Genomic DNA, 17,370 nt, shown 5'->3' with positions numbered 1-17,370 from the left:
GCCCTTCACCCGATGTTTCACGGCCTGTTCTCCAGGCTTTTCCCCAGGGCTTCGGGTCCTGGGGGTTTTCTCAAATTTCAATCGCCATGTTGAACCTACAAGACCCCTCCCTGCTGCGCGACCAATGCCTGATCGATGGACAGTGGATCTCTTCCGAGCATCGCATCGATGTGACCAACCCGGCCACCGGGGCGCGCGTGGGCTCGGTGCCCCGCCTGGGCGCCGCCGAGACCGAGCGTGCCGTGCTGGCGGCCCAGGCCGCCTGGCCGGCCTGGCGAGCCCGCACGGCCAAAGAGCGTGCCGCCATCCTGCGCCGCTGGTACGAGCTGATCCAGGCCCATGCCGACGATCTGGCCCGCATCATGACGGCCGAGCAGGGCAAGCCCCTGGCCGAGGCCCGGGGCGAGATCACCTACGCAGCCTCGTTCATCGAGTGGTTTGCCGAAGAGGCCCGGCGCGTCTATGGCGACACCATTCCAGCGCCCTTGAGCAGCCAGCGCATCGTGGTCACCAAGGAGCCCATTGGCGTGTGCGCCGCCATCACGCCCTGGAACTTTCCGGCCGCCATGATCACCCGCAAGGCGGGCCCGGCCCTGGCTGCGGGCTGCACGATGGTGCTCAAGCCGGCATCACAGACACCCCTGACGGCCTTGGCCTTGGTGGCGCTGGCCGAACGTGCGGGCGTGCCCGCGGGCGTCTTGTCGGTGGTGACGGGGTCGGCGGCTGACATCGGGCGGGTGTTGGCAACCCACCCGGCGGTGCGCAAGCTGAGCTTCACCGGCTCGACGGAGGTGGGGCGCACCTTGATGAAGCAGACCGCGGACAGCATCAAGAAAGTGTCCATGGAGCTGGGGGGCAATGCGCCCTTCATCGTGTTCGAGGATGCCGACCTCGATGCGGCGGTGGAGGGGGCGATGATTTCCAAATACCGCAATGCGGGGCAGACCTGTGTGTGCGCCAACCGCCTGTATGTCCATGCCAAGGTCTATGACGCCTTTGCCGCCAAACTGGTGGCTGCGGTGCAGGCCTTGAAGGTTGGCGACGGCCTGGCCGAGGGGGTGCGTGTGGGGCCTCTGATCGATGACAAGGCCCTGGCCAAGGTCGAGGAGCACATCGCCGATGCGCTGGCCAAGGGGGCGCGGGTCCTGGCCGGAGGGCAGCGCCACGCGCTGGGGCGTTCCTTCTTCGAGCCGACCGTGCTGGCGGATGTCACCTTCGACATGGCGGTGGCCCGCGAGGAGACCTTCGGCCCTCTGGCGCCCCTGTTCCGTTTCGAGTCTGAGGACGAGGTCGTGGCCCTGGCCAATGACACCGAGTTTGGCTTGGCCAGCTATTTCTACGCCCGCGACCTGGGGCGGGTGTGGCGCGTGGCAGAGCGTCTCGAGTACGGCATGGTGGGCGTCAACACGGGCCTGATCTCGAATGAAGTGGCGCCCTTTGGCGGCGTCAAGCAGTCGGGCTTGGGGCGCGAGGGCTCGCACTACGGCATGGATGACTACCTGGTCATCAAGTACATCAACATGGCAGGTATCCAATGAGCACTGCCCCGGCCCTGCGGAGGTGGTTGCGGCCTGGCACCGTGGCCTCCAGTTGGCGCATCGGCCTGGCGGGGCTGGCCCTGGCCCTGGCGGGCTGGGGCGGCGCGCCGCACGACGCCCGCGCAGCCGATCTGGCCTACCCCCAAAAAGCCATCACCTTGGTGGTGCCCTTTGCCAGTGGCGGGGGCACCGACGCGCTGGCCCGCCTGCTGGGAACGCAGCTCCAGCAGGTGTTGGGGCAGCCCGTGGTGGTGGACAACCGCCCCGGTGCCAATGGCACGGTGGCCTGGCGCAGCGTCCAGCGGCAGCCGGCCGATGGCTACACCTTGCTGCTGGGCAGCCATTCAACGCACGTCATCGCGCCCCTGGCCGCGCAGCCGCCGCAGAATCCGCAGGCCGTGATGGCGCAGTTCGCCGTGGTCAGCATCGTGGGCCATGCCCCGCTGGTGCTGGCCGTGCGGGCGGATGCCAAGGAGCGCGATCTGGGGGCGTTCGTGCAGCGGGCCAAGGCGCCAGGCCTGAGCTACGGCAGTTTCGGGGTGGGGTCCTCAGGCCATGTCATGGGCGAGGTGTTGGCGGATGCGGCCCACCTGCAATGGGTGCATGTGCCCTACAAGGGCTCGGCTCCAGCGCTCACGGACCTGCTCGGGGGGCACCTCGACAGTGTGTTTCTCACGGTGTCTGCCATTAGCGGCGGTGTTGAGAGTGCCCAGGTTCGACCGCTGGCCGTGACCGGCACGCATCGATTCCCGTCCTTGCCATCGACCCCCACTTTTGTCGAGCTGGGGTGGCCCCAGATGGCCGAGTCGGGCTGGTTTGCGCTGTTTGCACCTGCCGGTACACCGCCCGTGATCCAGGACACCTTGGCCAAGGCCTTGCACCAGGTGCTGCAGTCGAGCGAGCTGCGGTCGCGGTTGCTGGCGCAGGGGGTGGACCCGGTCGGCAGCACGCCCGAGCAGGCACGGCGCATCTGGGCGGAGGCTTTCCGCCAGGCCGAGCCGGTGGTCAAGCGGGCGCACATCGAGTTCCCCTGAGGCCGGTGGCCCATCGGGTGTCAGGTTGTCAGCAACGCATGGGCCCTGAAAGGCCCGAAAGGTACAGCATGGAACTGAACAAGCGGCTTTGTCTGAAGGGTGTCGGCCTGGCCGGGTTGGCCGTGGTGTGCCCTTTGATGGCGCAACCCGTGGCGGGCAAGCCCGTCACCGTGATCGTGCCGTTTGCGCCGGGCGGCGCCATCGATGGGGTGGCCCGCCAGTTGGCCGCGCCGGTGGCCCAGTTGCTGGGGGAGGCCTGGGTGGTCGACAACGTCACGGGCGCCTTCGGCACCATCGGCACGCAGAAGGTCGCCCACGCTGCCACCGATGGGCAGACGCTGCTCTTCGCGGTCAGCAGCCCGCTCAATGTGGCGCCGGTGCTGACCCCCAGTGCCGTGCGCTATGACAGCTTTCGTGATTTCCTGCCCTTGACCGTGGTCGGGCAGATGCCTTTTGCGGTGGTGGGGCGCCAGGGTTTGCCGGCAGACACGCTGGAGGGGCTGATCCGCTGGGCGCGCGCCCATCCCGGGGTGCTGAACTTCGGCACCGATGGCCGGGGCTCGTTGCTGCACATCACCGGTGAGCTGATCCACCTGCGCACCGGCCTGGACTGGGTGCATGTTCCCTACAAGGCCGCACCCCAGGTGGTGACCGATGTGCTGGGCGGGCAGTTGGACCTGGCGATCCTGCCCGTGGCCCTGGTGCAGCAGCACGTGCAGGAGGGCCGAATGAAAGCCCTGGCCGTGAGCTCCGCGCAGCGGGTCGGTGTGCTGCCCCAGGTACCCACCCTGTCTGAACTGCCGGCCATGAAGGGCGTGGCCCTGAGCTCATGGTTGGGTCTGCTGGCGCCGGCGGGCCTGCGGCAGAGCGAGGCCGATCGGCTGAATCAAGCCGTCGGCAAAGTGGCGGGCAGTGAGGCCTTTCGGCAAATGCTGCATGTCCGGGGCATCGTGCCTCAGCTCATCCAGGGGCCTGAATTCGAGCGCCTGATGCGCAGCGAGCGCGCCCTGATTGCCGACGTGGTCCGGCAAAGTGGCATGTCGGCGGAGTAAGGGCATGGCCCTCACAGGCCCGTGCAGTGCCGCCACGAAGCCTGCAGCGTGGGGTCGGCAGGAATAGGCCTCAGGCTATTGAAGTAAAAATCAATGTGTTGATTTGGCATAAAAGTGCTTTATTTAATTGCAATACAATCAAATAGATAAAAATTTGCAATAAATTTGTGACATGTTGCCCCGCGCGGCTTGGCTGTGCGGGCCCCTTGCATGTCGTTGGCAGGGCAGGGCCGAAGTGCCTGGCTGCCACCTTGTTGTTTTCAAAACCAATGCCATGAACAGCTTGCGCCGGATGCTCGATGTCTTGGGCCTCTTCAGGCCTGACCAGTCGGTGATCGACATCGACATCATCTCCCGTGAGTTGGGCTACACCCCAGCCAGCGCCTATCGCTACCTGCGTGAACTGGGGGCGGTGGGCTTGCTGGTGCGTCTGCCGCGGGGCTACGCTTTGGGGCCGCGCATCATTGCCCTGGAGCACCAGATGACAGCCTACGACCCCATGCTGCAATGGGGGCGGGACCTGGTGGCCGACCTGGTGGCCCAGACGGGCCTGGATGCCCTGATCAGCGAGTTCCATGGCCACTCCGTCATCAATGTGCTGCTGCAACGGGGCCATGACGCCGGGCCCGTGGGCGGTGGGCGGGGCTTGCCGATGGACTTGTTTCACAGCGCCACCTCACGCGTGGTGCTGGCCTACCTGCTGCCGCGCCAGATACGGCGCATCTACGATCAGCATGCTGAAAGTGCCCAGCTGCAACACCTGGGGCTGGCCTGGAAGGACTACTCCCGCAGCCTGCTGGACATCCGCAGGAAAGGCTATTGCCTGAGCCGGGGCGAGCTGCACCCGGATCGCACCGGCGTTGCCGCGCCGGTGTTCGATGAGAAGCGCCGGGTGCTGGGCAGCATCACCCTGGTCGGGCGCAGCGAGCGTTTTCAAGCCTTTCAGGAAACCTTTCTGTGTGATCTGGTCGTGCGGGCCGCTGCGCGGTTGACGGATCGCATCGTGGCCCAATAGAGTCCTCATTCCTGACCTTGGCGGGCACGGGCCTGGTGCGGGTCTGTTGCTCTTCCTTTGGCGTTTCGTCACGGGCACTGCCCGCAGTTCGATTACGCTTGTCAACCTGAACTTCAACCCTCCCACAGAACAACGAATTGATGAATAGCCTTCGACGCATGCTGGATGTTTTGAGCCTGTTCAAGCCTGAGCAGGCCGTGATTGATGTGGAGTTGATCTGCTCCCAGTTGGGCTATGCGCCGGCCAGCGCCTACCGCTATGTGCGCGAGTTGAGCGATGTCGGTCTGCTGGTGCGTCTGCCCCGGGGCTACGCCTTGGGCCCGAGGGTGATCGAGCTGGATCGCCTGATGACCGAATACCACCCGCTGTTGTCCAGCAGCCGCGATCTGACGCAGCACCTGGTGGAGCAGACCGGGCTCAGTGTGCTGATCAGCGAGTTGTATGGCTCCACCGTGATTTCGATCTATCACCAGCCCGGGGCCAACGTCGACCCCTTGAATTTTGGTCGCGGGCGCCCCATGGATCTGTTTCGCAGCGCCACATCGCGGGTGATCCTGGCCTATCTGCTGCCGCGTCAATTGCGCAAGATATTCGACGCCCACACCGATCATCCCGGCGTGCAGCGCATTGGCGGCGACTGGAAAGTCTTCTCCAAGACCATGCTGCAGATCCGCAAGCAGGGCTTCTGCATCAGCGTCGGCGAGCTAGACCCCGAGAAGACGGGCCTGGCCGCGCCGATCTTCGACGAGAAGCAGCGCATTCTGGGCAGCATCACCCTGGTGGGGCCCAGCGAGCGCTTTGCGGCCTTCAACCAGGAGTTTCTCGCCAATCTGGTGGTGGGGGCGGCTGCCAGCATCACGGCGCATATTTCAGCGGCCTGATCCCGGGCGGTGGCCCCAAGGCCCTCAGCTGTTGCTCTTGAAGCGGCCTTCGAAGGCCACGTCTGCCAGCGGCAGGCGCCCGTTCGGAGTCTCGCGCGCGCGCAGCGCTTCGGGCAAGCGATCCGGGCGGCCGGGTTTGCCGACCGCAATCACGGTCTCGATGGCGTGGGTCTCGGGCAACTGAATGGCTTCGCGCAGGCGGGGCTCGTCAAAGCCGGCCATGGCGTGGCTGGCCAAGCCAGACAAGGTGGCCTGAAAGGCCAGGCTGGCCCATGCGGCACCGCTGTCAAAAGAGTGCCAGGCATTGGGCGCTGCCGCGGGTTTTCCTGGAAACACGGCCTGTTTGGCCGACACCAGCACCAGAAGCGCTGCTGCGTGTTGTGCCCAGCCCTGATTGAACTCCACCAGCGACTCGAAAATGGGCGCCCAATGCGCCGTGTCGCGTCGCACGTGGATCCAGCGCCAGGGTTGGGCGTTGTACGCCGACGGCGCCCAACGCGCGGCTTCGAGCAGCGTCAGCAACTGTTCTTCTGAGATCGCTTCACCCGTGAAGGCGCGGGGCGACCAGCGTTGAGTGAATAGCGGATGGATGGGGTGCTCGGTTTCGCGGGTAGATGACACAGGTGGTCTCCGGTGGGTGAATTGACCTGCAGCGAGGTGCCCAGGTCGGGTGGGTGAAGGGGCAGGGTGAGTCGCGTGGGGGCCATTGCGGCGGGCGTGGCCCCGTGCTCACTGCACCCGGATGCCCCGTTCACGGATGAGCTTGCCCACGCGTTCTGAATCAATGGCAATCTGCGCGTCCAGTTCTGCCGGCTTCGACGCCGCCGCGTGCATGCCCCGCTTGGCGGTCCAGGCTTGCAATTCAGGGCTGCCCAGCACTTTGAACAGGCTGGCATTCACCCTGGCCAGAATGTCCGGTGGCGTGCCCGCCTTGGCATGCAGGGTGTAGGAGGTCGAGAGCAGCATGTCGGCGCCGCCAGCCTCCAGGATGGTGGGCACCTGGGGTGTGATGGGCGCTCTCTTGGGGGCGCCCACCGCCAGCAATTTCAGGCTGCCCTTTTCAACATGGGGCAGCAATGCCTCCACACCACCCGAGGTCGCCTGCACCTGGCCTCCGAGCATGGCGGGGATGACCTCCGCGAGGGCCTTGTATGGCACATGCAGAAACTCCATCCCGGTGCGGGCCTGCAGCAACTCCATGTTCAGATGCATGATGCTGCCCACCCCGCCCGTGCCAAAGGTGACCTTGCCAGGGTTGGCCTTCACGTACTGCACGAACGAGGCGAAATCGCTCACCGGCAATTGAGCGCTGGTGACCAGGTACAGGTTCACATCGGCAATGTTGCTCACCGAGACCAGGTCTTTGCGGACATCAAACGGCAGTGGTTGATAGAGCAGCGGGTTCACCGACAAGGTCAGACGGTCCAGCAGCAAGAAGGTGTAGCCGTCGGCAGGCGCCTTCACCACCGCATCGGTGCCGATGATGGCGTTGGCACCCGGCTTGTTGTCCACGATGACACTGGTGTTCAGCTCTTTGGCCAGCCCTTCCGCGACCAATCGGGCCATCACATCGGGCCCGGTGCCCGGGGGGTAAGGCACCATGATTTTCACGGGTCGAGCTGGCCAATTCGTCTGCGCAACCGCCGATTCCGTCCATGCCGCGGAGGTGGCGAGCAGCAGGCCCAGCAAAGCCCATTTTTTGAGTGCAGCAAGCATTCCGAGTCCTTTTCAAATCATCCTGGAAGACACTGGCTTGAGCTGTGATGGGCCAAGCAGTACGGTTTGTCATCCACGTTTTTCCCTGTGGATGCGTGAATGCAAAGTTATCACAATGAAATAAAAAAGCAAAACAAATCAAAAAATAATTGCGTGCACGATGTTGAATTTTCGTTTTAAGAAATGCCGGCTTTTGGTGCGAAATTTTGAAGGCGCCTTCCCGGCGCACTTTTACGGTGCCTGGATCGGTGTTCCTGCATGCCGATCTGGGCTATCGACTCCCAGATGGCCGGCCTAGACTTTGCGTCAGCCCTCAGACAACCGAGCGCGTGAACGCGACCTGAACCGTTCGCGTGGCCTCCGACAACAGACCTCACTTGCTGATCAAGAACACCTATGGATTCACCCACTCCTTCGATGCCCCGTCTGCCCGATGACGCCACGGGCCTGCGCTCAGGAACCCTGAGTTCATGGTTCATCACGCTCTTGGTGATCTCGGCGGCCAGCCCGTTGAGTGTGGTCGCCGGGGGCTTTCCCATCGGGATGATGCTGGGCAATGGCGCCGGGACACCCGCGCTGGTGGTGCTGGCTTTGTTGCTGCTGCTGATGTTTGCTGCGGGCTATACCGCCATGGGTACCTGCGTCACCAGTGCCGGAGGCTTCTACGCGATGATCTCGCGTGGGGTGGGTGGTGCGGCGGGTGGCGCGGCGGCCTTCATCGCAATACTGGGGTCGCTGACCCTTCAGTTTGGCTTGTATGGGCTGCTCGGCGAGGTGGTCTCCGAATCCTTGCGCACGCAGTTTGATCTGAGCGTGCCCTGGTGGCTGGTGGCGGTGGCCGCGATTGCATCCGTGGCCTACTTTGGATTTCACCAGATCGATTTTTCGGCCAAGATCCTGGCCTGCTTTGTGGTGGCCGAATACGCCTTCGTGCTGCTGTTGGACGTGCTGATCCTGCGTCGCGGCGGGGCCCATGGCATCGAGTTTTCGTCGTTCCAGCCCGCAGCACTCAGTGCCGGCAATCCCTCCATCGGGATCCTGTTTTGCTTCGCAGCCTTCATCGGCTTCGAGGCCACCACCATCTACAGCGAAGAGGCCAAAGATCCGAAGCGCAGCATCCCGATCGCCACCTATTCGGCCCTGATCCTGGTCGGGTGCTTCTATTCGTTTTCGCTGTGGTGTCTGGTGATCGGCACGGGGGCCGAGCGCGTCCAGGAGACCATCACCGGGCTGAGTGATCCGACCAACTTCCTGTATCTGCTGTCAGACACCTACGCGGGCCAGCCCCTGACCCTTCTTCTGCGGGGCATGTTCATCGTCAGCATCTACGCGGGGCTGATCGCGTTTCACAACTCTACCGCCCGGTATTTTTATTCAATGGGTCGGGAGCGCCTGCTGCCCAGGCGCCTGGGCTGCACCCACCCGCAGTACAAAAGCCCGCACGTGGCCTCGCTGTTGCAGACCGTGCTGTGCCTGGTCGTGGTGCTCTTGTTTGCGGTGTTCAAGGCCGACCCCGTTCTGCACCTCTTCTCGTGGCTCAGCAACATCGCCACGGTGTGTCTGCTGCTGCTGATGATTGCGACGGCGGCGGCGGTCATCGTGTTCTTCCGTCGAGATGCGCATTCCTACAGCACATTCAGGATCTTCTGGATGCCGCTCGCCGCCATGGTCGGCCTGTGTTTTGTATTCGCCCTCGCTGTGCCCAATTTTCAGGTCTTGACCGGGGCCAGCCAGGCCTTGTCCTGGGCCCTGCTCGCCTTGTTGCCCTGTGCGGGGTTTGCAGGGTGGGCGGCGGCTCTTCGATTGAAGTCCATCGATCCTGTGGCCTACGCCACCCTGGGGCACGATCGAAAGTAGGGTGCCGCCCCGTCTCGGATCGTGTCGCCGTTGAAGCTCCGGTCAAGCCCGAACCCGCTGCCCCTTGTCCGGCGCGTAGCGGTCGGCCTGGATGTCGGGCGTCACGCCGTGGGTGAAGACCTCGTCCGTGATGGGCAGCTGGGTTTCGTTCCATTGGCCCCACAGGGTTTTCAGCTGCGCGAACACCTCTGGGTGTCGGTGCCGCAGGTTGGCGCGTTCGCGCTGGTCCTGCACCACATCGAACAGAAACTCGTTGTCGTTGATCTTCAGGTACTTCCAGTCGCCCTGGCGCAATGCGCGTTGGGCTTGTGACTTGTAGCGCCAGAACAGGGTGCGTTGCCAGGGGCTGCGGTCGCCGGTCAGCACGGGCAGGATGTTCTCGCCGTCGCTGGGGTAGTCGGGGTGGGGCGCCAGGCCCACCGCCGCCAGCAGGGTGGGCAGCCAGTCCATGGTGATGGTGACCTGGTCGCTGATCTGCGGCGCCAGGCGTTGCGGCCAGCGCAGCAGGGTGGGCACGCGCAGCCCGCCCTCCAGCAGCTCGGTCTTCTGACCCGTGAAGGGCCAGGTCTTGGAAAAGCGCTCGCCGCCGTTGTCGCTGGTGAAGACCACGATCGTGTTCTGGGCCTGCCCACTCTCATCGAGTGCCTTCAGCACCTGGCCCACGGCGGTGTCCAGCGATTGCACCATCTTGCCGTAGGTGGCGAGGTTGCCGCCGTCGTAGTGGAACAGGTCGGTGAGGCTGCGCGACACCGCCTCGTCCTCGGGCCCTACCCAGGGCCAGTGCGGCGCGGTGAAATGCAGCGACAAGAAGAAGGGCTTTTCGGCCCGGGCCTGTTGCTGCACATAGCGCGAGGCCTCATCGGCCAGGATCTGGGTGTAGTAGCCCACGCGCTCAACGGGCACATCGTCCTCCCACAGGTCGCGCGGCACATGTTCGCCCACGCCGGGCTTGTGGGTGAAATAGTAGGGCCTGCTAACACTGATTTCGCCGGATGCGTTGGAGATCCAAAAGGCCTAGCGCAAGGCGCCAACCGCAGCTGGGTCGGTGACCCAGCGAGGATTGGCAACGCCGCGATCGGCCTTTTGGGCTCCAACCCGAAGGGAAGCCGGCTGGCCAAGCGCCACTCGGCGTTGCGTGTCTTGCCCAGACGCCCGGTCTGGGCTGCGACACGCGCCTTGATTGGCGCTTGGCCAGCAGGCTTCGCACCGGTGAAATCAGTGTTAACAGGCCCTGCACCCCGCTGTAGTTGCCGAAGAACTTCTGGTAACCGCTTTTCAGCGGGCCGAAGTGCGGCAGGGCGCCCAGGTGCCATTTGCCGATCAATGCGGTGTGGTAGCCGGCGTCGGCCAGCAGCGAGGGCAGGGTGGGGTGCTCGGGCGGCAGACCCAGGTAGTGGGCGGGCTTGGCGATCGGCTCTTCCAGGCCGCCACGCAGGCGGTACTGGTAGCGCCCGGTGATCAGCGCGAAGCGGGTGGCCGAACACACGGCCGAGTTGGAATAGGCCTGGGTGAAGCGCACCCCCTGGTCGGCCAGCCGGTCCAGGTGCGGGGTGGGGTAGTCGGTCTGGCCGTACACGCCCAGATCGGCCCAGCCCAGGTCATCGGCCACGATGAAGACGATGTTGGGGCGCCTGTCGTGCAGGGTGTCGTGGGTGTCGGCTGGGTGCTTGGTGTGGCGGCTCTGGCTCATGGCAGGGGGCGTCCGTTGCGGTCCAGTGCGGGCCAGAACTTCTCGGCCTTCAACTCTTTCAGGGCGGCTTCGACAAACTGCGGTGCCACCCAGGCGTCCACGTCCACGGGCTGCTTGATCAGGCCCAGCTTCAGGCCATCGGCCACCACTCCCTTGTAGACCGACACCGCGGCCTCGTCGATGCGCGGCGAATGGCGCGACTTCAGCGATTCACCATCGAACTCGGCCTTGTACACCGCCTCGCCCTGGCCGCTCTGGTCGCCCCACAGTTGCAGCAGTGCGGCGCGGTTGGCTTCGTCGCTGGCCCATTGCGAGGCGCGGATCAACTGCTTGACCAGGCGCGTGGTGTGGGCCGGGTAGCGGGTGATGAAGTCATCGGTGGCCAGCAGGCTGGCGTAGATGCTGAAGGCCGGGCCCTTGCCCTTGGTGCTGACGGGCAGGGTCACGCCCTTGTCCAGCAGCAGGTGCAGGTCGGCGCCGCCAAAAGTGGCATCGATGTCGCGGTTGACCACCGCCGCCTTGGAGCCGGGCCAGTCGAGGTTGACCACCTTCAGGTCTTTTTCGGTCAGGCCGGCTTCGGCCAGAAAGGCGTCAAACGGGCGCTGATAGGCCGTGCCCTTGAGCACCGACACCTTGCGCCCTTTGAGGTCGGCAAAGCTCTGGATGCCCGCGCCCGGCGCCACCGCCAGGTAGCTGTTCGAGTTGCGCCCCACCACCGCGATCAGCCGCGTGGGCAGGCCGCGCGATTTGCCGATCACCGAGGCCAGGTCGCCCAGGAACACCACGTCCAGCTGCTTGGCCGCCACCGCTTCGTTCACGGCCGGGCCGGCGCCGCGGAAGGTGGTCCATTCGATCTTGATGTGGTCGGCCTTGAATTCTTCCTCCAGCCAGCCCCGGGCCTTGACCACCGCCAGCGGGTTGGCCCCCGGGAAGGGCTTGGTGCCGGTGCCCAGTTCGGGCGAGCCGATGCGGATCACGGTGGGGGCGGGCTCGGCCTGGGTGAAGGTGGCGGCAGCGGCCAGCAGCAGGCCGGCGCTGGCGATCAAGGCGCGACGGGGCAGGGCCAGTCGCTTGGCGAGGGTCAAGGGCATGAAATGGGGGCTTGAAGTCGTTGAAACACCGGGGCGGCCTTCAGGCGCGCTCCCGTCATGGCGAAATGTTATGAAAACCCGACTTCATAGCCAAAGAAGTTTGATGCATAAGCAAGCAGGGTCTTGGCTGGGCCGGCCTGACAGGCCCGCCTGCGTGGCATCATCCGTGTGATCCCAGTTCTGGGCCACCGGCTGACCATGTACCCACCTGACCCGCGTTTTGATGCTTCCCGGCGCGTGCCCAGCGGCTTTGACGTGGGCCGCTGGCAGGCCTTGGAGCAGGCGGCGCCCGATTCTCCCCCCTGGAAGCTGCTGCCGCACAGCGTCAAACGCTCCAGCCAGGATCGGCCCTGGCCGGGCCTGGTGTTCTGGCACCAGGTGGGGCCGGAGGGCGATCTGTATGTGCCGCCCACGGCCAGCCACAGCATTCTGGTGCGGCGGGCACAGCCCACCCAGCTGTTGCAACGCCAGGGCAGCGTGACCGAGTCCTTGCGCTGGCAGCCGGGGCAGGCCGTGGTGGTGCCGGCCGGGCTGCCCTCGTTCTGGCGCAGTGCGCAGCCGCGCGACAACCTGCACATCGACCTCTCGCCCGCCTGGCTGGAGCGCGTGGCGCACGCGCCCGTGTCGCTGCAAAGCTGCTTCGGGCGCGACGATCCGCTGCTGGCCGGGTTTGCCCAATTGCTGCTGGCCTCGCTCGATTCCAACACCTCCCTCGACAGCCTGTTCGGCCAGCACATCGCTGAGGCCATTGCCTTGCACCTGATGCAGCATTACGTCGGGGCGCGGACCAGCTCACGGGCCCAGGCCGGGCTCTCACGGCGCCAGATGCAGCGCGTGGAAGAGGCCTTGCGCGCCGACCTGGCCGGCCATTGGACGGTCGAGCGCCTGGCCCAGTTGGTCGACCTCAGCCCCTTTCATTTTTCACGGGCCTTCCGGGCCTCTTTTGGGGCTGCACCCCATGCCTGGCTGAGGCTGCAGCGCATGGAAGCGGCCGCGCATGCGGTGCGGGAAACCCGGCTGAGCTTCGAGGAGATCGCCCGCCAGACGGGCCACCGCTCGGCCTCCCATTTCGCGCAGGCCTTCCGCCAGCACTGGGGCCTGACGCCGACGGCCTACCGCCGGGCGGGCTGAGGCCAGGGGCGGGGTTTTCCCTGGGCAGCGCAGGGTTTCGACAGGCGCAGCAATCCGTCGACAGTGGGCCATGGGGCCCTGGGGCACATTCGCAGTGGCCGGGGCAAGGCCTCCGCTTCGAGAAGCCATGCACCCCGGGCACCCCACCAGACCCCTGCCGAAGGAGACAACACCATGAGCACCCGCCGTCAATTCACCGCCCGCCTGGGCCTTTTGGGCGCCTCTGGCCTGCTGGGCGGCCTGCCCCATGCCGCCTGGGCCCAGCAGCCCGAACTGGCCCGCCTGCTGGTGGGCTTTCCGCCTGGGGGCAGCACCGACAACGTGGCGCGCCGGGTGGCCGACCGATTGCGTGGCAGCTACGCGGGTCAGGTGCTGGTGGACAACAAGCCCGGTGCAGGCACCCAGATCGCGGTGGCAGCCCTCAAGGAGGCGCCCGCCGACGGCTTGACGATGCTGCTGTCGCCGCCGGCGCCCTTCAGCATCTACCCCTTCACCTACCGCAAGCTGCCCTATGGGCCCGACGACCAGCTGCCTGTGGCCATGGTCTGTTCGTTTCCCTTTGCCTTTGCGGTGGGGCCGGCGGTGCCGGAGAGCGTGCGCAGCGTCCCCGATTTCATCGCCTGGGCCAAGGCCAACCCGGGCAAGGCCAGTTTTGGCTCGCCTGCCGCCGGCTCCACACCCCATCTGGTGGGCAGCCTGCTGGGCTTGATGGCCGGCGTGGAGCTGACCCACGTCGCCTACCGCGGCGATGCCCCGGGCCTGCAGGACCTGATGGGCGGCCAGTTGGCGGCCTATTCCTCGGTGTTGGGCAGCTTTCTGCCGCAGCTCAAATCGGGCCGGATCCGTCTGCTGGCCGTGTCGGGCAACGAACGCAGCAGCTTCATGCCCGCCCTGCCCACCTACCGTGAACAGGGCTACGAACTCGACATGACCGAATGGTTCGGCCTGTTCCTGCCGGGCAAGACGCCCGCACCGGTGGTGCAGCGCCTGGCCGAGGCGGCCCGTGCCGTGGTCGGCCAGGCCGACTTTGCCCGTGGCCTGGCCGACTTTGGCATGACCCCGCGCTACCTGGGCCCGCGCGAGCTGGCGGCCCAGTTGCGTGCCGAGACAGAGATGTGGCGCGGCAACATCAAGAAAATCGGTTTCACTTCGGAATCCTGAAAATCACCATGACAGACCACTTGCCTGCTGCCGTCCCTTTGTGGGTGCCTGATGAAGCACGTCGATCACAGGCCTTGATCACCGCCTTTGAAGCCTGGCTGGCGCGTGAGCGCGGCCTGCGTTTCGACCATTACGAAGCGCTGTGGCGTTGGTCGGTCGACGATGCGGAGGGCTTCTGGTCTGCCATCCTGCAGTTTTTCGATCTGCGCTTCGACCCGCCGCCGCAGCGCATGCTGGGGCGCTCGCAGATGCCGAACGCCTCTTGGTTCCCGGGGGCGCGGCTCAATTTTGTCGAGCAGATGCTGCGGCACACGGCGCTGGCCACACCGGCGGTGGTCTACGAGAGCGAAGCCATGGGCGCGGGGGAGCTGAGCTGGCCGGAGCTGCGGCGCCAGGTGGCCTCGGTGGCGGCCACCCTGCGCGCGCTGGGGGTGGGCGAGGGCGACCGCGTGGCGGGCTACCTCCCCAACATCCCGCAGACGCTGGTGGCCTTTCTGGCCGCTGCCAGCCTGGGGGCCGTCTGGACGCTGTGCGCGCCCGACATGGGGCCCTTGAGCGTGGGCGACCGCTTCCGCCAGATCGCGCCCAAGGTGCTGGTGGCGGTGGATGGCTACCGCTTTGCCGGCAAACCTTTCGACCGGCGCGCCGCCCTGGGTGAGATCCTGGCTGGCCTGCCCAGCGTGCGGGCTGTGCTTTGGGTGACGCACCTGGATGCCCAGGCCGAGCCCCCGCCCACTGCGGCCCCTCTGCACTGGCTGCCCTGGGCGCAGGCCGTGGCGGGCGAGCACGAACTGCGGCCGCAGGCGCTGCCGCCCGAGCACCCGCTGTGGATCCTCTATTCCTCCGGCACCACCGGCCTGCCCAAGCCCATCGTGCATGGTCATGGCGGCGTGCTGGCCAATGCCATGGTCAACATGGTGCTGCACAACGACCTGCACCCGGGCGACCGCGTGCTGTGGGCGGTGAACACCTCCTGGATGGTCTGGAACGCTCACATCATGAGCCTGCTGGGCGGTGCCACCGTGGTGCTGTACGACGGCAGCGTGACCGGCGCCGGGCCCGAGCCCGACTGGGGCCACCTGTGGCGCCTGGCCGGGCGTACCCGGGTGCAGTTCTTCGGCGCGGGCGCGGCCATCCACCAGCAGTGCATGAAGGCCGACGTCATGCCTGCCCGCATTGCCGATCTGTCGGCCCTGAAGACCGTGGGCTCCACCGGCTCGCCGCTGTCACCCGAGGCTTGCGCCTGGCTGTACAGCGCCGTCAAGCCCGACCTCTGGCTGAACGTTGTTTCTGGCGGCACCGACCTGGCCGGCGGCTTTCTGGTCGGCCTGCCCACCTTGCCGGTGTACCTGGGCGAGATGCAATGCCGGACGCTGGGCGCCCGGGTCGAGGCCTGGAGCGACGAGGCCCGGCCCGTGATCGACGAGGTCGGCGAGCTGGTCTGTGTGAACCCGCTGCCTTCAATGCCCCTGTACTTCTGGGGCGACGACGATGGCAGCCGCCTGCGTGAAAGCTATTTCGACACCTTCCAGGATGCGGCCGGCCAACCGGTGTGGCGCCATGGCGACTGGCTGCGCCTGGTGCCTCGGCCCGAGGCCATCGGCGGCGTGATCTATGGGCGCTCCGACGCCACCATCAACCGCCAGGGCGTGCGCATGGGCACGGCCGAGCTGTACCGCGTGGTCGAGCAGCTCGAAGAGGTGGCCGACAGCCTGGTGGTCGACCTGGAGTACCTGGGCCAGCCGTCCTGGATGGCCTTGTTCGTGCAGTTGCGCCCCGGCCTCACGCTGGACGAGCCGCTGCGCCAGCGCATCCGCCAGGCCTTGCGCACAGGCCTGTCGGTGCGGCATGTGCCCGACGACATCGTGCAGGTGGCAGCCATTCCGCGCACCATCACCGGCAAGAAGCTCGAGCTGCCCGTCAAAAAACTGATGCTCGGCCATGCGCCCGACAAGGTGGTGCGCCGTGACGCACTGGCACAGCCCGAGAGCCTGGACTGGTTTGTCGAGTTCGCGGCCCGCCACCTGAGCCAACGCAGCGCCTTGGCCTGAGGTTTGGGGGCGCCCCTCAGCGCAGCGAAATCCCCGCCGTGCGAATCGCCCGGCTGTAGCGCGGGCGCTCTTGTTGCAGGCTGGCGGCCAGGTCGGCGGCGCTGCCGCCGGCCACTTTGAAGCCCATGTCCTCAAGTTTGCTGCGCAGCTCGGGCGAGTGCAGCGCGGCGTCGATATCGTGGTTCAGGCGTGCCACCACGGCGGCGGGCGTGCCGGCGGGCACAAAATAGCCTTGCCAGCTCTCCACCGAGAAGCCCGGCACGCCGGCCTCGGCCATGGTGGGCACCTGGGGCAGGGCGGGTGAGCGGTAGCTGGTGGTCACCGCCAGGGCGCGCAGCTTGCCGCTGCGCACATGCTCGGTCACGGCGGCCAGCGTGATCAGGGTGGCCTGGGTGTGGCCGGCCAGCACGTCCAGCGCCGCCGGGGCTCCACCCGAGTAGGGGATGTAGCGCACCTTGGCGCCGGTCTCCTGGCTCAGGATCTCATGCGCCACGTGGGCGATGCCCCCGTTGCCGGGCAGGCCCAGGGTGAGGGTGTCGGGTTGGGCCTTGGCGCGCGCCAGGTAGTCGGCGAAGGTGTTCAGACCACTGTTCGGGTTCACCACCAGGATCTGCGGGTTCACCACCGCCTTGATCACCGGGGCAAAGGCCTTGTTGGCGTCGTAGGGCAGTTCGGTGAACAGGATGTTGTTCAGTGTCAGGCCCTCACCCTGCTGCAGCAGGGTGTAACCGTCAGGGGCGGCCCGGGCCACCTTGGCGGCACCGATGTTGCCGCTGGCACCCGGCACGTTGTCCACCACCACGGGCTGGCCCCACAGGGCGGTCAGTTTCTCGGCCAGGGCGCGTGTCAGCTTGTCGGCACTGCCGCCGGCGGCCACGGGCACCACGATGTGCACGGGCCGGTTCGGGAAGGCCGGTGGCTCGGCCGCTGCCGCTGCAGCACACAGGCCCAGGGTGGCCAGCAGGATCAAAGGGGTGTGCAGCAGGCTGCGGCGGGGCAGGGTGGGGGTGGCGTGCATGGTGGGCGCCACTCTAGGCAGGCCGGGTCGAACCGTGAACGAAGTTCTTCGGCTAACCATATGCGTGCAAGGCGTACATATGGTTAGCCGAAATCATTCCTTGGGCAGGGCGTCGGGCGCTTTTAGCCTCAAGCA

13 protein-coding genes and 2 pseudogenes are annotated in these 17,370 nt (G+C 66.2%); 9 read left to right on the top strand and 6 right to left on the bottom strand.

The genetic code is table 11. The features are described 5' to 3' along the window. Nucleotides 1-86 precede the first annotated feature (86 nt). From gabD to L880_RS0116825, 5 genes are all read left to right on the top strand, one after another. Nucleotides 87-1,538 carry an NADP-dependent succinate-semialdehyde dehydrogenase gene (gabD, locus tag L880_RS0116845; RefSeq protein ID WP_027476672.1) on the top strand — a complete coding sequence of 484 codons (1,452 nt, stop codon included), beginning with the start codon at nt 87-89 and terminating at the stop codon, nt 1,536-1,538. Further along, nucleotides 1,535-2,572, top strand: coding sequence for a Bug family tripartite tricarboxylate transporter substrate binding protein (locus tag L880_RS0116840; protein WP_084461373.1), 1,038 nt, complete (start codon nt 1,535-1,537; stop codon nt 2,570-2,572). Before gabD ends, L880_RS0116840 begins: the two co-directional genes overlap by 4 nt. 68 nt (nt 2,573-2,640) lie before the next feature. Then, on the top strand, nt 2,641-3,624 hold the full coding sequence (locus L880_RS32635) for a Bug family tripartite tricarboxylate transporter substrate binding protein (RefSeq protein ID WP_043329737.1): 984 nt from the start codon (nt 2,641-2,643) through the stop codon (nt 3,622-3,624). 274 nt (nt 3,625-3,898) lie between these two features. Continuing rightward, nucleotides 3,899-4,639 carry an IclR family transcriptional regulator gene (locus L880_RS0116830; protein ID WP_027476670.1) on the top strand — a complete coding sequence of 247 codons (741 nt, stop codon included), beginning with the start codon at nt 3,899-3,901 and terminating at the stop codon, nt 4,637-4,639. A 140-nt stretch (nt 4,640-4,779) separates the two neighbouring features. Then, the gene (locus L880_RS0116825; protein ID WP_027476669.1) at nt 4,780-5,520 is read left to right on the top strand and encodes an IclR family transcriptional regulator; all 741 of its coding nucleotides are present in this window, start codon (nt 4,780-4,782) and stop codon (nt 5,518-5,520) included. A gap of 24 nt (nt 5,521-5,544) precedes the next feature. Here the strand turns inward: L880_RS0116825 and L880_RS0116820 are convergent, their stop codons facing one another. Continuing rightward, entirely contained in the window at nt 5,545-6,141 is a 597-nt protein-coding gene (locus tag L880_RS0116820; protein WP_027476668.1) for a nitroreductase family protein, read from the bottom strand. Nucleotides 6,142-6,249: 108 nt separating this feature from the next. Further along, nucleotides 6,250-7,122: a Bug family tripartite tricarboxylate transporter substrate binding protein gene (locus L880_RS0116815; protein ID WP_245615200.1), complete on the bottom strand. Its 873-nt coding sequence runs from the start codon at nt 7,120-7,122 to the stop codon at nt 6,250-6,252. A 510-nt stretch (nt 7,123-7,632) separates the two neighbouring features. Here L880_RS0116815 and L880_RS0116810 point away from each other — a divergent pair. Further along, nucleotides 7,633-9,093 carry an APC family permease gene (locus L880_RS0116810; protein WP_051443374.1) on the top strand — a complete coding sequence of 487 codons (1,461 nt, stop codon included), beginning with the start codon at nt 7,633-7,635 and terminating at the stop codon, nt 9,091-9,093. Nucleotides 9,094-9,135: 42 nt separating this feature from the next. On the opposite strand, the pseudogene L880_RS32630 reads toward L880_RS0116810, so the two are convergent. The 3 genes and pseudogenes from L880_RS32630 to L880_RS0116800 all read right to left on the bottom strand — a co-directional run. Next, nucleotides 9,136-10,056, bottom strand: a pseudogene (locus L880_RS32630) (sulfatase family protein); the annotation flags it as partial. 271 nt (nt 10,057-10,327) lie between these two features. Beyond that, nucleotides 10,328-10,783, bottom strand: a pseudogene (locus L880_RS35680) (sulfatase-like hydrolase/transferase); the annotation flags it as partial. Next, entirely contained in the window at nt 10,780-11,874 is a 1,095-nt protein-coding gene (locus tag L880_RS0116800) for an ABC transporter substrate-binding protein (protein ID WP_019572564.1), read from the bottom strand. The pseudogene L880_RS35680 and the gene L880_RS0116800, both read right to left, overlap by 4 nt. A gap of 198 nt (nt 11,875-12,072) precedes the next feature. Between L880_RS0116800 and L880_RS0116795 the strand changes: the two genes are divergently transcribed. From L880_RS0116795 to L880_RS0116785, 3 genes are all read left to right on the top strand, one after another. Beyond that, on the top strand, nt 12,073-13,005 hold the full coding sequence (locus L880_RS0116795; protein WP_051443373.1) for a helix-turn-helix domain-containing protein: 933 nt from the start codon (nt 12,073-12,075) through the stop codon (nt 13,003-13,005). Between the two features lie 174 nt (nt 13,006-13,179). Continuing rightward, complete coding sequence (locus tag L880_RS0116790; protein ID WP_027476664.1) at nt 13,180-14,166, top strand: Bug family tripartite tricarboxylate transporter substrate binding protein; 987 nt, start codon at nt 13,180-13,182, stop codon at nt 14,164-14,166. An 8-nt stretch (nt 14,167-14,174) separates the two neighbouring features. After that, nucleotides 14,175-16,217 carry an acetoacetate--CoA ligase gene (locus tag L880_RS0116785; RefSeq protein ID WP_027476663.1) on the top strand — a complete coding sequence of 681 codons (2,043 nt, stop codon included), beginning with the start codon at nt 14,175-14,177 and terminating at the stop codon, nt 16,215-16,217. Between the two features lie 16 nt (nt 16,218-16,233). Here the strand turns inward: L880_RS0116785 and L880_RS0116780 are convergent, their stop codons facing one another. Next, nucleotides 16,234-17,235 (bottom strand): tripartite tricarboxylate transporter substrate binding protein, encoded by a 1,002-nt coding sequence (locus tag L880_RS0116780; RefSeq protein WP_027476662.1) that lies wholly within the window; start codon nt 17,233-17,235, stop codon nt 16,234-16,236. Between the last annotated feature and the right edge of the window lie 135 nt (nt 17,236-17,370).

The organism is Curvibacter gracilis ATCC BAA-807 (genome assembly GCF_000518645.1).
GTDB lineage: Bacteria > Pseudomonadota > Gammaproteobacteria > Burkholderiales > Burkholderiaceae_C > Curvibacter > Curvibacter gracilis.
This window is presented reverse-complemented; position numbering and strand designations above follow the sequence as displayed.

Bases quoted from the DNA above. Each gene is read 5' to 3' on its own strand.
- gabD (WP_027476672.1), top strand. From the start codon at position 87: ATGTTGAACCTACAAGACCCCTCCCTGCTGCGCGACCAATGCCTGATC.
- L880_RS0116840 (WP_084461373.1), top strand. From the start codon at position 1,535: ATGAGCACTGCCCCGGCCCTGCGGAGGTGGTTGCGGCCTGGCACCGTG.
- L880_RS32635 (WP_043329737.1), top strand. From the start codon at position 2,641: ATGGAACTGAACAAGCGGCTTTGTCTGAAGGGTGTCGGCCTGGCCGGG.
- L880_RS0116830 (WP_027476670.1), top strand. From the start codon at position 3,899: ATGAACAGCTTGCGCCGGATGCTCGATGTCTTGGGCCTCTTCAGGCCT.
- L880_RS0116825 (WP_027476669.1), top strand. From the start codon at position 4,780: ATGAATAGCCTTCGACGCATGCTGGATGTTTTGAGCCTGTTCAAGCCT.
- L880_RS0116815 (WP_245615200.1), bottom strand. From the start codon at position 7,122: ATGGTGCCTTACCCCCCGGGCACCGGGCCCGATGTGATGGCCCGATTG.
- L880_RS0116810 (WP_051443374.1), top strand. From the start codon at position 7,633: ATGGATTCACCCACTCCTTCGATGCCCCGTCTGCCCGATGACGCCACG.
- L880_RS0116800 (WP_019572564.1), bottom strand. From the start codon at position 11,874: ATGCCCTTGACCCTCGCCAAGCGACTGGCCCTGCCCCGTCGCGCCTTG.
- L880_RS0116795 (WP_051443373.1), top strand. From the start codon at position 12,073: ATGTACCCACCTGACCCGCGTTTTGATGCTTCCCGGCGCGTGCCCAGC.
- L880_RS0116790 (WP_027476664.1), top strand. From the start codon at position 13,180: ATGAGCACCCGCCGTCAATTCACCGCCCGCCTGGGCCTTTTGGGCGCC.
- L880_RS0116785 (WP_027476663.1), top strand. From the start codon at position 14,175: ATGACAGACCACTTGCCTGCTGCCGTCCCTTTGTGGGTGCCTGATGAA.
- L880_RS0116780 (WP_027476662.1), bottom strand. From the start codon at position 17,235: ATGCACGCCACCCCCACCCTGCCCCGCCGCAGCCTGCTGCACACCCCT.